Annotated in this window: 14 protein-coding genes; 8 read left to right on the forward strand and 6 right to left on the reverse strand. The window is 72.7% G+C overall.

From position 1 onward, the window contains the following. Positions 1–153: 153 nt before the first annotated feature. On the reverse strand, positions 154–1209 hold the full coding sequence (locus tag ABT023_RS22455; protein ID WP_350888345.1) for a hypothetical protein: 1056 nt from the start codon (positions 1207–1209) through the stop codon (positions 154–156). A gap of 298 nt (positions 1210–1507) precedes the next feature. Between ABT023_RS22455 and ABT023_RS22460 the strand changes: the two genes are divergently transcribed. From ABT023_RS22460 to pstB, 7 genes are all read left to right on the forward strand, one after another. Continuing rightward, positions 1508–2176, forward strand: coding sequence for a winged helix-turn-helix transcriptional regulator (locus tag ABT023_RS22460; RefSeq protein ID WP_502890740.1), 669 nt, complete (start codon positions 1508–1510; stop codon positions 2174–2176). 221 nt (positions 2177–2397) lie between these two features. Next, the gene (locus tag ABT023_RS22465; protein WP_350888347.1) at positions 2398–3288 is read left to right on the forward strand and encodes a polysaccharide deacetylase family protein; all 891 of its coding nucleotides are present in this window, start codon (positions 2398–2400) and stop codon (positions 3286–3288) included. 86 nt (positions 3289–3374) lie between these two features. Further along, positions 3375–4301 carry a mycothiol synthase gene (gene mshD, locus ABT023_RS22470; RefSeq protein ID WP_350888348.1) on the forward strand — a complete coding sequence of 309 codons (927 nt, stop codon included), beginning with the start codon at positions 3375–3377 and terminating at the stop codon, positions 4299–4301. Between the two features lie 288 nt (positions 4302–4589). Next, entirely contained in the window at positions 4590–5696 is a 1107-nt protein-coding gene (gene pstS / locus ABT023_RS22475) for a phosphate ABC transporter substrate-binding protein PstS (RefSeq protein WP_350888349.1), read from the forward strand. Between the two features lie 46 nt (positions 5697–5742). Next, entirely contained in the window at positions 5743–6834 is a 1092-nt protein-coding gene (gene pstC, locus ABT023_RS22480; protein WP_350888350.1) for a phosphate ABC transporter permease subunit PstC, read from the forward strand. Next, positions 6831–7919, forward strand: a complete 1089-nt coding sequence (gene pstA, locus ABT023_RS22485) for a phosphate ABC transporter permease PstA (RefSeq protein WP_350888351.1) — start codon at positions 6831–6833, stop codon at positions 7917–7919. The genes pstC and pstA overlap by 4 nt, the downstream gene beginning before the upstream one ends. 20 nt (positions 7920–7939) lie before the next feature. Then, complete coding sequence (gene pstB, locus ABT023_RS22490; protein ID WP_350888352.1) at positions 7940–8716, forward strand: phosphate ABC transporter ATP-binding protein PstB; 777 nt, start codon at positions 7940–7942, stop codon at positions 8714–8716. A gap of 144 nt (positions 8717–8860) precedes the next feature. Here pstB and ABT023_RS22495 read toward each other — a convergent pair whose 3' ends face one another. Next, positions 8861–9694 carry an NUDIX hydrolase gene (locus ABT023_RS22495; RefSeq protein ID WP_350888353.1) on the reverse strand — a complete coding sequence of 278 codons (834 nt, stop codon included), beginning with the start codon at positions 9692–9694 and terminating at the stop codon, positions 8861–8863. Positions 9695–9775: 81 nt separating this feature from the next. Between ABT023_RS22495 and ABT023_RS22500 the strand changes: the two genes are divergently transcribed. Further along, complete coding sequence (locus ABT023_RS22500) at positions 9776–10744, forward strand: Gfo/Idh/MocA family protein (protein WP_350888354.1); 969 nt, start codon at positions 9776–9778, stop codon at positions 10742–10744. A 48-nt stretch (positions 10745–10792) separates the two neighbouring features. On the opposite strand, the gene ABT023_RS22505 is transcribed toward ABT023_RS22500, so the two are convergent. The 4 genes from ABT023_RS22505 to ABT023_RS22520 all read right to left on the reverse strand — a co-directional run bounded on the left by ABT023_RS22505 (position 10793) and on the right by ABT023_RS22520 (position 14179). Beyond that, positions 10793–11800: an inorganic phosphate transporter gene (locus ABT023_RS22505; protein ID WP_350888355.1), complete on the reverse strand. Its 1008-nt coding sequence runs from the start codon at positions 11798–11800 to the stop codon at positions 10793–10795. A 4-nt stretch (positions 11801–11804) separates the two neighbouring features. Then, positions 11805–12431 carry a DUF47 domain-containing protein gene (locus ABT023_RS22510; protein WP_350888356.1) on the reverse strand — a complete coding sequence of 209 codons (627 nt, stop codon included), beginning with the start codon at positions 12429–12431 and terminating at the stop codon, positions 11805–11807. A 154-nt stretch (positions 12432–12585) separates the two neighbouring features. Further along, positions 12586–13542, reverse strand: a complete 957-nt coding sequence (locus ABT023_RS22515) for a PPK2 family polyphosphate kinase (protein ID WP_350888357.1) — start codon at positions 13540–13542, stop codon at positions 12586–12588. Positions 13543–13672: 130 nt separating this feature from the next. Beyond that, positions 13673–14179, reverse strand: a complete 507-nt coding sequence (locus ABT023_RS22520) for a DUF402 domain-containing protein (protein WP_350888358.1) — start codon at positions 14177–14179, stop codon at positions 13673–13675. Between the last annotated feature and the right edge of the window lie 90 nt (positions 14180–14269).

Raw genomic sequence — 14269 nt, forward strand, 5'->3', positions numbered from 1 at the left:
CTGTCCTGGCCGGCGCCCGTGGGACGTCGACGGTCCGGTTTCTGCCGCCCTACGGCTGCTGCCGCCCTGCGGCGCACCGCACAGTACCCGGGAGGGGAAGCCCTCAACCGTTGGCCGAGCCCGGCCGGCGGGCGGGCGCCGCCGGCCGGTCGCTCACAGGAACAACACGCACATCGCGTACGCCGCCGGGGCGGACAGGGCGAAGCCGCCGAGCGGGCCCTGCATGTGCCGGGCGGCCCACATCGTCGGCGGCTCGCCGGCCATCAGCCGGCCCGCCTCGGCGTACCCGACGGCGAGGTCGGCCAGCACGGCGGTGGCGGCGGCGACCAGCCCGATCACCGCGCCGCTGGTCGGGGTGAAGCTGACCAGGTAGCTGCCCAGCACGGCGCTGGCCAGGGTGCCGGCCATCGCGCCGGCCACCACGCCCGCCGCTCCCCGGGGCACCTGCGGCGCGAGCCGGGGCCAGGGCAGCACCGCGTCGGTGAGCCGGGCGACGGTCAGTGCGACGCCGGTGGCGGTGAGGCAGACGGTGATCGCCTGGGTGCCGGCCGGGATCCGGCTGAGCACGATGAGGGTGGCGAAGGCGACCACGCCGACCACGATCAGCAGGGTGGTGCCGAGCGAGTCGGTGACCCGGACCCGGTCGACCCGGCGGACGAGCTGCCCGAGCACGCCGAGCAGGAAACCGCCGGCGGCCAGGTACCCGAGCGGGGCGAGTCCGGCGATGTCGGACTGCACGGCTGCGGTGTCGGCGGCGGCGGCCACCACCGCGCTGACCAGGGCGACCAGCAGCAGCGCGGGCGGGCGCATCGCCATCGTCCAGGCCAGGACGAAGATCAGCTGCACGCCGAAGATGATGAACGCGAACGGCAACCGGTGCCCGGGCCCGGCGGTCTGCGCGCCGAGCACCAGGCCGACGCCGAGCAGCGCGGCGAACCCGGCGACGGTGAGCGAGAGCGGCCGGCGCACCTCGACCGGCTCGAACTCCTCCTCGTCGACGTCGTCGTCGACCTCGTCGTCGGGCCGCCAGCCCGGGTCGCCGCCGCGGCGCAGCCGGCGGGGGCGACCCCGCCGGGCCGGGGGACCGTCGGCGTCGACGTCCGGGCCGGTGCGCGGGACCGGTGGGTGCGCACGACCGGCCGGCCCTGGTGGGACGTCGTCGTCGACCCACGGGTCCCGGCCGGCCTCGGAGGAGGTCGGGGGATACACGTCCCGATCGTGCCAGACCCGGGTCCCACTCCGGTGGCCACGGTTTCGGCAACGTTAAAACCTGCGGCACGATCGCGGGCAAGCCAGACAAAGAGGAAACGACACGAAAGCGCAGGCAGGGCGATCAGTTACGCTCAGAGCCGATACCCGCCCGTCAGCGACGCCGGGACCCACGCAAGTTCTCAGCGCTACCCCTGACCGGGAGTGACGCTGGTCGCGCGCGGCCGTAGGCCGCCGGGACGGAGGTGATCGTGTGGAGATCCTGCTGTTGGTGACCGCACGCGCAGGCGAACCATCGATGGTGCTGCCGGCGCTCGACCTGCTGCCGCACTCGGTGCGTACCGCGCCGCGCGACGTCCGCACCCTCGTCGCCGGGCCCAGCCCGGACGCCGTGCTGGTGGACGCCCGGTCGGAGCTGAGCGAGGCCCGGGCCACCTGCCGGATGCTGCACGCCACCGGGCTCGGCGTGCCGATGGTCGCGGTGGTCACCGAGGCCGGGCTGATCGCGCTGAACGCCGACTGGGGCGTCGACGACGTCATCCTGGCCGGCGCCGGGCCGGCCGAGGTCGAGGCCCGGCTGCGACTGGCGGTCGGTCGACTGAGCAACGCCACCGCCGGGGCCGGCGGCTCGATCCGGGCGGGCGAACTGACCATCGACCCGGACACCTACGCCGCGAAGCTCAAGGGCCGGCCGCTCGACCTGACGTACAAGGAGTTCGAGCTGCTGAAGTTCCTGGCCCAGCACCCGGGCCGGGTGTTCACCCGGGACCAGCTCCTGCGCGAGGTCTGGGGCTACGACTACTTCGGCGGCACCCGGACGGTGGACGTGCACGTGCGGCGGCTGCGGGCCAAGCTCGGCTCGGAGTACGAGTCGATGATCGGCACGGTCCGCCAGGTCGGCTACAAGTTCGTCGTACCGCCGTCGCGGTCGCTGCCCGAGTCCGAGCACGCCCCGATCCCGGTCTGAGTCACGCTCCCGGTCTGAGTCACGATCGGCCGGGTCGGGGCCCTCGCGGGTCCGGCCGGGGCTATCCCCCGTCGGCCACACTGTTCCCGATTTGCCCTTTTTGCACTACTCATCGGTCTTATTCTGACTGTCGGGTTGACGGCGGAAGGGGCGACGGTGCGTGCGATGACCACGGGGGCGAAAAGGGGCCGGTCCCGGTGCCCGGGCGGCGGTGTCGGCTGATGGCCCCCGCAGCGGGCGGGCGCTTCGTCGGGCTCGCCGCGGTCGTGGTGGCCGCGCTGCTCGGCTCCGCGTACGCGCTCGGGCAGAGCATGGCCCCCGAGCCGAGGCCACAGCCCACGGGAGTCTCGGCGCACGCGGACGACCCGCCGTACGCCGACCAGCCGCCGGGGGCCGGCCCGACCGCCGCCCCCGCCGCCCGGCCCACTGCCAGTCCCACCGCCGGTCCCACCGTGCGCGGCCAGGACGACGCCACGGGGCAACCGTCGGAGACAGCGGGCGACGGCCTGTTCGGCGCCCGGGTCGGCACGGGCTCGGCGGGGGTGGCGCTCACCTTCGACGACGGGCCCGACCCGCGGTACACCCCGCAGGTCCTGGCCCTGTTGCGGGACTACGACGTCAAGGCCACCTTCTGCGTGGTCGGCGAGAACGCCCGGAACCACCCCGACCTGATCCAGGCGATCGTGGCCGACGGGCACACCCTCTGCAACCACTCCTGGCAGCACGACGTGCTGCTCGGCAAGCGGTCGCCGGACGTGATCCGCGCCGACCTGCTGCGCACCAACGCGGCGATCCGGGACGCCGTGCCCGGCGCCCCGATCGGCTACTTCCGTCAGCCCGGCGGCGCGTGGACCTACCCGGTGGTGTCGGCGGCCGAGGAGATCGGCATGATCCCGCTGCACTGGACCGTCGACCCGTCGGACTGGAGGGCGCCGGGGGCGGCGAGGATCGCCGCCGTGGTCTCGGCGGAAGTGCAGCCTGGCGCGGTCGTACTGCTGCACGACGCGGGCGGCGACCGACAGGGCACCGTGGACTCGCTGCACGGCCTCCTGCCGGACCTGACCGGCCGGTTCCGGCTGGAGGCCCTGCCCATCCCCGCCGGCGCCACCTGAGCGACCACTCCGCTGGCAGGGGACACCCCGACCACCGACGGAGGCGGTGCGGCCACGGCCCGGGCCACACCCGTTACGGTTACGGGATGAGCAGCGCCGAGCCGACAACCGACCGGGTGACCCACAGCGAGGCGCTGACGGCGGCCGAGGCGGCCGACGTGCTGGCCCTGGCCCGGGCGGCCGGGGACGCTGACGGGGCCGACCCGTTCGACGAGCACACGCTGCTGCGGTTGCGTGACCCGCGGGCCCCGGCTGTCCACCTCGCCGCCCGCGCGCCGGACGGGACGCTGACCGGCTACGCCCACCTGGACACCACCGACCCGGCGACCGGCGTCGGTGTGGAGTTGGCCGTCCACCCCGCCCGCCGGCGGCGGGGCACCGGCCGGGTGCTGGCCCGGGCGGCGCTCGACGCGGCCACCGGGCCGGTGCGGGCCTGGGCGCACGGCGACCACCCGTCCGCCGCCGCCCTGGCCGTCGACCTCGGCCTCACCCGGGCCCGGGTGCTCTGGCAGCTCCGTCGCCCGCTGGCCGAGCCGTCGGCCGAGCCGTCCCTGCCTGACGGGGTGGTCCTGCGCCCGTTCGCCCCCGGGGCGGACGACGACGCCTGGCTCGCGCTCAACGCCCGGGCCTTCGCCAGCCACCCCGAGCAGGGCCGGTGGACGGCAGCCGACCTGCGGGCACGCCTCACCGAGCCGTGGTTCGACCCGGCCGGCTTCCTGCTCGCCGTCGAGTCCGCCACGGGGCGGCTGCTCGGCTTCCACTGGACCAAGGTGCACGAGCGGCCCGGATCGGCCCGGATCGGCGAGGTCTACGTGCTCGGGGTCGACCCGGCTGCGCACGGCGGCGGCCTGGGTCGGGCGCTGACCGCGGCGGGACTGGCGTACCTGCGGGACCGGCGAGGGCTGGACCGGGTGATGCTCTACGTCGACGAGTCGAACACCGCGGCGGTCGCGCTGTACGAGCGGACCGGCTTCGCCCGCTGGTGCGCCCACGTCAACTACCACCTCGGCTGAGGCCAGCAACCCCGCGACCGCGTCACGGCGATGTCACGCGGAGGCCTCGACGCGATAACGGCCGACAGGACATATCGCATTAATAGCGATTCCAAGCCGCGCGTTCACCAATTGGACAACCCGTCCTCGGCCCATGGCCATCTGTCCGGCCGCACCTGTTCACCCCTCGTTCACTTCTGACGGGCGATCCGGCTACCTGGCGCTCCTAGCTTTCAGGTCAGCCGGTCACGCCGGCCCCCGGGCCCCCATCCGGAGCGGCCCGTCCAGACGTGAAGGGAAACCTTTCAGGTGAAGCTCCAGCGGCACGGCACTATCGCCTGCCTCGCTCTTACTGCGGTGCTCGGTCTCAGTGCATGCGGCTCGGACAACAACGAGCCCGCCGGCGGCGCCTCCGCCTCCGGGTCGGCCGCCGCGGCCGACTGCGCCACCGGCACCCTGAACGCGCAGGGCTCCTCGGCCCAGAAGAACGCCATGGCCGAGTGGATCAAGGCTTACCAGCAGAAGTGCGCCGGCAGCACGATCAACTACGAGCCGTCCGGCTCGGGCGCGGGCATCCAGGCGCTGATCGCCGGCACCGCCGACTTCGCCGGCTCCGACTCGGCCCTCAAGCCGGAGGAGCAGCCGCAGGCCGACGCCAAGTGCTCCGGCGGCAAGGCCGTCCACCTGCCGATGGTGATCGGCCCGGTGGCCGTCGCCCACAACGTCAGTGGCGTGGACGACCTCCAGCTCAAGCCGGCCACCCTGGCGAAGATCTTCGCCGGAAAGGTGACCAGGTGGGACGACCCGGCCATCAAGGCCGACAACCCGGACGCCAAGCTGCCGTCGACCACCATCCAGACGGTGCACCGCTCGGACGAGTCCGGCACCACCGACAACTTCACCAAGTACCTGGCCAAGACCGCTGGTGCGGACTGGACCTTCGAGAACGCCAAGGCGTGGAAGGCCCCGGGCGGCACCGGCGCCAAGGGGTCGGACGGCGTGGCCAGCTCGGTCAAGGGCGCCGACGGCTCGATCGGCTACATGGAGTGGTCCTTCGCCGAGAACGCCGGTCTGAAGATGGCGAAGATCGGCAACGGCGCGGGCGAGTTCGCCGAGCTGACCGCCGAGAACGCGGGCAGGACCATCGCCGGGGCCAAGATCGAGGGCCAGGGCGACGACCTCAAGATGTCGGTCGACTACAACACCAAGGAGGCCGGGGCGTACCCGATCGTCCTGGTGACGTACGAGATCGTCTGCGGCAAGGGCCTCGCGGCCGACAAGCTGCCGCTGGTCAAGGGCCTGCTGGGCCACGCGGCCAGCGCCGAGGGCCAGGCCGAGCTGACCGACCTGGGCTACGCCCCGCTGCCGGACTCGGTCCGGACCAGGGTCGAGGCCGCGGTCAAGAACCTCTCCTGACCCCACGCCACGACACCACCTCCCTCAACTCGAAGCGAGCGAGCAGATGGGTGAAACCCCTTCCCGCTCGGCCGACGCCGGCACCGGCGGGATCCGCGTGGCCTCAGGCCAGGAGCGGCCCGCCGGCGCCTCGGCGCGTGTGGCCGAGTCACCAGTCAGCACCCGTACTCCCGCCGGGGGCGGCCTCGGCGGCGGCGGTGGCCTGCCCCGGGCGCGGGCCTTCGGCGCGGAGCGCGCGTTCCGCGGTCTGACCCTGGCCGCCGGCACCGCCGTCCTGGTGATCATCGCCGCCATCGCGGTCTTCCTGATCGCCAAGGCGGTGCCGGCCCTGCGCGCCAACACCGCGAACTTCTGGACGTACGAGGGCTGGTCGCCGAACGACACCGCCCCGAAGTTCGGCATCGGCGCGCTCGCCTTCGGCACGGTGCTCAGCTCCGCGCTGGCCCTGCTCATCGCGGTGCCGGTGGCGCTGGGCATCGCGCTCTTCCTCTCCCACTACGCCCCGCGTCGGCTCGGCACCGCCCTCGGCTTCCTGATCGACCTGCTCGCCGCCGTGCCGAGCGTGGTCTTCGGGCTCTGGGGACGAGACGTCTTCGTCACCCCGGTCCGGGACTTCTCCGCCTGGCTGAACCAGCACTTCGGCTGGATCCCGATCTTCGGGGGCGACGGCCCGTTCGGTAAGTCGATCATGCTCGGCTCGCTGGTCCTGGCGATAATGGTGTTGCCGATCATCACCTCGCTCTCCCGCGAGGTGTTCCTCCAGACCCCGACCGCGAACGAGGAGGCGGCGCTCGCGCTCGGCGCGACCCGCTGGGAGATGATCCGCACCGCCGTGCTGCCGTACGGCCGTCCCGGCATCATCGCCGCGGTGATGCTCGGCCTGGGCCGGGCGCTCGGCGAGACCATCGCGCTGGCGATGACCCTCGGCATCACCTTCGGCATCTCGTTCAACCTCATCGAGAACGGCGGCAACACCATCGCCGCCAACATCGCCAACGCGTTCGGCGAGGCGAACGACACCGGGCGGGGCGCGCTGATCGCCTCCGGCCTGGTGCTGTTCACCATCACGCTGATCGTCAACATCACCGCCCGGGCGATCGTCCACCGCCGCCGGGAGTTCACGGAGTCGGCCGCATGACCAACACCGTCGCCAACCACCGCACCCGGCCCCCGGCCCAGCCGCCCGACCTCCGGGCCAAGCGCCTGCCCCGGTACGCCGCCCCGGCGATCGCCCTGGCGGCCGTCGTGGTCGCCACCGCGATCGTGTACGGGGCCGGCATCGGCGGCCCGGTCCTCGTCGTCGTCCTCGCCGCGCTGCTCCACCTGGCCGGCCTCTTCGCGGCCAGCAACGCCGTCGAGGGGCGGCGGTCGGCCCGCAACCGCACCTGGAGCGCGCTGATCCACTCCGCGTTCGTGCTGGCCGTCCTGCCCCTCGCGTCGGTGGTCTGGACGCTGGTCAGCGAGGGCGTCGAGCGTCTCGACGGCGACTTCTTCGGCACCTCGATGAACAACATCGGGGCCCGGGACCCGAACGGTGGCGCGTACCACGCGATCGTCGGGACGCTGGAGCAGGTCGGCATCGCCGCGCTGATCACCGTCCCGCTCGGCGTCCTCTGCGCCATCTACGTGGTCGAGTACGGCCGGGGCCGGTTCGCCTTCGCGATCCGGTTCTTCGTCGACGTGATGACCGGCATCCCGTCGATCGTCTCCGGCCTGTTCGTGCTGGCGTTCTGGGTGCTGGTCGTCTCGCCGGTGTTCAACGACGGCCGGCCGGGCTTCTCCGGCTTCGCCGCCGCGCTCGCGTTGAGCGTGCTGATGCTGCCCACCGTGGTCCGCTCCACCGAGGAGATGCTCCGGCTCGTCCCCGCGCCGCTGCGCGAGGGGGCGTACGCCCTCGGCGTGCCGAAGTGGAAGACCATCCTGCGGGTCGTGCTGCCGACCGCGCTGCCCGGCATCGTCACCGGCGTCATGCTCGCCGTCGCGCGGGCGGCCGGTGAGACCGCGCCGGTGCTGCTCGTCGCCGGCGGCGGCGCGGCGATCAACTTCAACCCGTTCGAGAACAACCAGTCGTCGCTGGCCCTCTTCGTCTACCAGCAGGCCGGTGACGCGTCGCGGTACGCCCCGGCACGGGCCTGGACCGCGGCGCTGACCCTGGTCGCCCTCGTGCTGATCCTGACGGTCGCGGCGAAGCTGCTGGCCCGCCGGAACCGGCTCGGCCGATGAACCCCGGAGGTACCACCACCATGGCCAAGCGCATCGACGCCTCGAACGTCACCGCCTACTACGGCGCCTTCAAGGCGATCGAGAACATCAACCTGACCGTCGAGCCGAAGACGGTGACCGCCCTGATCGGGCCGTCCGGCTGCGGCAAGTCGACGTTCCTGCGGTCGATCAACCGGATGCACGAGGTGCTGCCGGGGGCCCGGGTCGAGGGCGACCTGACCATCGACGGGCAGAACATCTACGACCGCGACGTGGACGTCACCGCCGTGCGCCGGACGATCGGCATGGTCTTCCAGCGGCCCAACCCGTTCCCCACCATGAGCATCTTCGAGAACGTGGTGGCCGGGCTGCGGCTCAACGGGCTGCGCAAGAAGTCGATCCTGGACGAGGCCGCCGAGCGGGCGCTGCGCTCGGCGAACCTCTGGGACGAGGTGAAGGACCGCCTCGGCAAGCCGGGCGCGGGCCTGTCCGGCGGCCAGCAGCAGCGGCTCTGCATCGCCCGGACGATCGCGGTCGAGCCGCAGGTGGTGCTGATGGACGAGCCCTGCTCCGCGCTGGACCCGATCTCCACGCTGGCCATCGAGGACCTGATGTTCCAGCTCAAGGACAAGTTCACCATCATCATCGTCACGCACAACATGCAGCAGGCCGCCCGCGTCTCGGACCGCACGGCCTTCTTCTCCATCGAGAAGACCGGCGACCCGGGCCGCCTCATCGAGTACGACAACACCCAGAAGATCTTCAGCAACCCGAGCCAGAAAAAGACCGAGGACTACATCACCGGCCGCTTCGGCTAACCCCACCCACCCCGCCCCACCCCACCCCGCCCCACCCCGCCCCATCCCGCCCCGTCGATCTTGCAGTTGCGGCCCTCGTTCCGGGCGGTGTGCCGGATTTGACCGGGCCGGAAGTGCAAGATCGACGAGGAAGGGGGTGGGCGCTCAGCCGAGCACGAACCGGGGCTCGCCGGTCTCCGGGAGGTCCAGGCGGGGGGTGATCGGGGTGGCGGCGTCGCGGGTGGCGGACGCGCGGGCCACCCCGGCGAGGTCACCGGCGGCGGCCACCTGGGCCAGGGTGACGAGGGTCGGCGGGAGCATGGTCAGCTCGCCGGCCTCCGCCCGGGCCAGGGCATCCGCCGGGCGCACCCACATCGTGTGGTCGGCCTCCCCGGAGACGTCCCGGGTCCGTTGCCCCTGCGGCAGCAGAGCCACGAAGAAGTACGTGTCGAAGCGGCGCGGCTCGAACTCCGGGGTGATCCACCGGCTCCACGGCAGCAGCAGGTCCGACCGCAGGGTGAGTCCCCGGCCGGCCAGCAGGTCGGCGAAGCCCCGGCGGCGGGCCTCCAGGTCCTGCCGCGCGGCCTCCCAGTCGTCGCCGCTGACGTCGCCCACCACGGTCGCCGCGTCCGGGCCGGCCAGCAGCACCCCGGACTCCTCGAAGACCTCCCGGGCGGCGGCGCACACCACGGCCTGTGCGGCGTCCGGCGCGACGCCCAGCCGCCCGGCCCACGCCGCCGGCTCGGGGCCGGCCCAGTCGAGGTGGGCCTGGGAGTCCGACGGATCCACCCCGCCGCCGGGGAAGGCGTACACGCCGCCGAAGACCATCGCGGCGACGCGGCGGATGACGTACACCTCGAAGTCGGCGCCGGCCGGACGGAGCAGCAGCACGGTGGCCGAGACCCGGGGCCGCACCGCCGGGCGGCCCTCGGCGCGGAACCGGCGGGCGTGCTCGACCAGGGCCGGCGGGGCGGCGAAGCCGTCGCTGTCGATCGTCATGCGCCGAGCCTAGTCCCGCAGGATGGGCCGCCCGATTCGGCGGACGTCGGGGCCCGGACCGGCCCCGACTAGCGTGGACGCATGACACGTTGGGGGATTCTGGCCACCGGCCACATCGCCGGCCGCTTCGCCGAGGACCTCCGGCTGGTGCCGGGAGCCGAGTTGGTGGCGGTCGGCTCGCGGACGCCGGAGGGCGCGCGGCGGTTCGCCGACAAGCACGGCGCGGAGCGGGCGTACGGCTCCTGGGCGGAACTGGCCGCCGACGACGAGGTGGACGCGATCTACGTGGCCACGCCGCACGTCGCGCACCACGAGGCGACCATGACCTGCCTGGCCGCCGGCCGGGCGGTGCTGGTGGAGAAGCCGTTCACCCTTGACCTGGCGGACAGCACCGAGCTGGTCGAGGCGGCCCGCGCCCGGGGGGTCTTCCTCATGGAGGCCATGTGGATGCGGACGAACCCGCTGATCCGGCGGGTGGTCGAGCTGATCGCCGAGGGGGCGGTGGGGCGGGTCACCGGCGTGCAGGCGGACTTCGGGGCGGCCGGGCCGTTCGCGCCGGAGCACCGGATGCGGGCCCGCGCGCTCGGCGGCGGGTCCCTGCTCGACCTGGGCGTCTACCCGGTCAGCCTGGCCCACCTGCTGCTCGGCGTCCCGCAGCACGTCCGGGCCTGGGCGAAGCTCGGCCCCGAGGGGGTCGACGAGAACACCGGCATGGTGTTCGGGTACGACTCGGGGGCGGTGGCGACGCTGAGCTGCGGCATGATCGGGGCCACCCCGATGGTCGCCTCGATCACCGGCACCGCCGGCCGGATCGACCTGCCCGCGCCGTTCTTCCGGCCGCCGTCGGCGACCCTGCACCGGGCCGGGGCCGACCCGGAGACGATCCCCGCCGATCTGACCGGCGGCGGCTACCAGTACGAGGCCGCCGAGGTGCAGCGCTGTCTCGCCGCGGGGCTGACCGAGAGCCCGCTGGTCCCGCACTCCACCACCCTTGAGGTGATGGCCCTGTTGGACACCGTCCGCGAACAGATCGGCGTGCGCTACAAGTGAGACGGAGGGGCTCCCCGTCGGCGCGGGGAGCCCCTCCGAACCCGGCTGTCAGCCGAAGAGCGGGCGGACCAGCAGGTAGGTGACGCAGGAGATCAGCGCCGCGGCCGGGAACGTGATGACCCAGGCGATCACGATGTTGCCGGCGACGTTCCAGCGCACGGCGGAGAGCCGTTTCGTGGCGCCCACGCCCATGATCGCCGAGGTGATCGTGTGGGTGGTGGAGATCGGCGCGTGGAGCACCAGGGCGTTGAAGTAGAGCACCGCGCTGGCCACCGTCTCGGCGGCGAAGCCCTCCGGCGGACCCAGGTCGATGATCTTGCGACCCAGGGTCCGGATGATCCGCCAGCCACCGGCGTACGTGCCGGCCGCCAGCATGGCCGCCGAGGTCCAGAACACCCAGCCCGGGATGTGGCTCTTGTCGCTCTGGAAGCCACCGGTGTAGAGGGCGAGCACCACGATGCCCATGGTCTTCGCGGCGTCCTGCATGCCGTGGCCGACCGACATGGCCGCCGCCGACGCGGTCTGCGCCCAGCGGAAGCCCCGGTTGAGCTTGCCCGGCTGCCCGTTGCGGAAGATCCACAGGATCGCCAGCATCAGCAAATAGCCCAGGGTCAGGCCGATGATCGGCGAGAGCACCATCGGCAGCAGGACCTTCTCGGCGATGGTGATCCACTGCACCACCCCGCCGGCCGACAGCAGGGTCGCCCCGACCAGGCCGCCGAACAGCGCGTGCGAGGACGACGACGGCAGGCCGAAGTACCAGGTGATCAGGTTCCAGGCGATCGCGCCGAGCACCCCGGCGAAGAGCACCCCCAGGCTGGCCACCCCGGTGGGCAGGGTGACCAGGCCGTCGCCCACGGTCTTGGCGACGCCGGCGCCGAGGTGGGCGCCGGCGAAGTTGCCGACCGCGGCGAGGGCGAGCGCCACCCGGGGGGTCAGGGCGCGCGTCGAGACGCTGGTCGCGATCGCGTTGGCGGCGTCGTGGAAGCCGTTGGTGTAGTCGAACGCCAGGGCCACCGCGATCACCGCCAGCACGGCGATGAGTTCGGGAGTCACAGGATCAGGACTCCTTGACCGCGATGGTCTCGACGGTGTTCGCCACGTGCTCGAAGGCGTCGCAGGCCGCCTCCAGCTCGTCGGCGACCTCCTTCATCTTGAGCACCGTCAGGGCGTCGTACTCGCCGGAGAAGAGGCGGACCAGCAGCATCCGGTACACCTGGTCGCCGTCGTTCTCCAGCCGGTTGCACTCGATCCAGTAGTCCTCGAGGTCCTTCATCGACTTCAGCCGGGGCATCGCCTCGGCGGTCAGCTTGGCCTGCTGGTCCAGCACGTTGACCAGGTCGTGCAGCTCACGCGGGAGCGACGGCAGCTTGGTCAGGCCGTACAGGTAGAGCAGGTTGCCCACGGCCTCCAGGTGGTCCATCACGTCGTCGAGCAGCGAGCCCAGGCGGTAGATGTCCTCGCGGTCGAACGGGGTGATGAAGGTAGAGTTGATCTTCTTGTACAGGTCGTGGGTGATCTGGTCGCTGTCGTGCTCGACCTCGGTGAGCCGCTCGCTGACCGACTGCACGTCCACGCCGGGCAGGGCAAGCTCGTTCAGCAGCTCGGTACCCCGCACCAAGTTCTGCGCAGCCCTGGTGAAGAGCTCGTAGAAGGCGCCCTCGGTGGGGCGGAAGGAAAACTTCACAGCCTGGACCTCGTCGTGTCGGTGGAAGGGCGGCGGACGCCCCGGGGGTGCCTGCAGTGGGAATGCTAGGAAACGGCAGAACCACGAATTCCTCGGCCCACCCTCGGCCAGCCGCCATTTACTGGTCGTTCACCTGTCGTTCACCTTGACCCGGTCAATCGCCGCACAACCGCCTACGCTCCGCCGCCACGTCGAAGTCCGCCGCCGGGTACCCCAGATCCAGGTCGCCGAACGTCTCCCCGAGCAGGTGGGCCACCGCCCAGTCGCGGTACCACTTCCGGTCGGCCGGAACCACGTACCAGGGCGCGGCGTCCGTGCCGCACCGCTCCAGGGCCTCGGCGTACGCGGCCTGGTAGTCGTCCCAGCGGGCCCGGGAGTCCAGGTCGCTCGGGTTGTACTTCCAGTGCTTGGCCGGGTCGCTCAGCCGCTCCGACAGCCGTTCCCCCTGCTCGGCGTACGAGATGTGCAGCATCACCTTCACCAGGGCCACCCCGGCGTCGGTCAGCTCCCGCTCGAAGGCGTTGATCTTGTCGTACCGGGCCCGCCAGGTGGCCTCCGGCACCAGCGACTCCACCCGGGCGATCAGCACGTCCTCGTAGTGCGAGCGGTTGAAGATCCCGACGTACCCGGGCGGCGGCACGGCACGCCGGACCCGCCACAGGAAGTCGTGCCGCCGCTCGGCGGCCGTGGGCGGGCCGAACGAGCGGATGTGCAGCCCGAGCGGATTCATCGCGCCGGCCACCCGCTTGATGGTGCCGTCCTTGCCACCGCAGTCCATGGCCTGGAGCACCAGCAGCACCCGCCCGGGGCGACCCCGTCCCAGGCCCGCGTCAGCGGTCGTCGGGGCGCTCGCCGGGGCCTTCGGACCGGCCGCGCCCTTGGCCGCGGCGAACAGCATCTCCTGCTGTCGCCCCAGCCCCACGCCGGCCAACTCCACCTGCTGTCGCGCCCACGCCTTGCGGGCGCCGCCGCGGCCCGCCGCCGCGGGCAGCCCCGGCGTCGACCGGGGATCGACCGCCCCCAGGTCCACCGCGCCGCCGCCCACCCGCAGCAACTCCCGCACCGTGCCGCCCTCCGGCGCCACGACCTCCACTCCACCGAACGCGTCCATCCCCGGATCATCGCCCACCCCGCCCGCTCCCGCCCGGCGAGCGCCCGAGCGGTGAGGGCCACGTGCGGGGGATGGGTGGGGCGTCGGGCAGCCGGATCGCGCTGGCGACGCCTCGGCCGGAGGGGCGGGCTCAGACCACCAGGGCCAGCCATTTCCGGTACGACGCCGCGAACGGTTCGCTGCCGTCGCCGAGCGCGACCAGCAGCCGGCGGGACGCGGCCTCGGCCTCGACGACCAGGTCGGCCGGGTAGCCGAAGCGCTCCCGGTGCTCGGCGAACTCGTCCTCGTCACGCAGCTCGACCAGCCCGGTGCCCCGGCGGCGCACCACGTCCAGGTCCAGGTCGACCAGGTGGACGGTGTCGTCGCCCTCCCACCGGGCCGGGGTGGTGATGTCGCAGTAGACCTCGCTGGTCCGCGGCGGCGGGTTGAACATCCCCGTCCACCAGGCGTGCCTCGGCACCAGCAACACGAAGGGGATCTGTTCCACCGAGGGCCGGCCGTGGTAGACCGACTCGGTGCCGGCCGGCACGCCGAGCCAGACGCCGAGGTCGTCCTCGGCCAGCCGACGGGCCGGGTAGTCGCGGTGGGCGCTGCCGTCGTACTTGCGGTAGATCACGCGGACCACGTCGCTCGGCATGAGTCGCACCCTAGTCGATACCGCCCATCGGTCGCGCGGGAGAAGTAACCGGATGCGGCCCGTGGGATTCCGTAGGGTGACCCCGCCACG

This window comes from Micromonospora sp. NPDC002296, from assembly GCF_040296145.1.
Taxonomy (GTDB): domain Bacteria; phylum Actinomycetota; class Actinomycetes; order Mycobacteriales; family Micromonosporaceae; genus Micromonospora.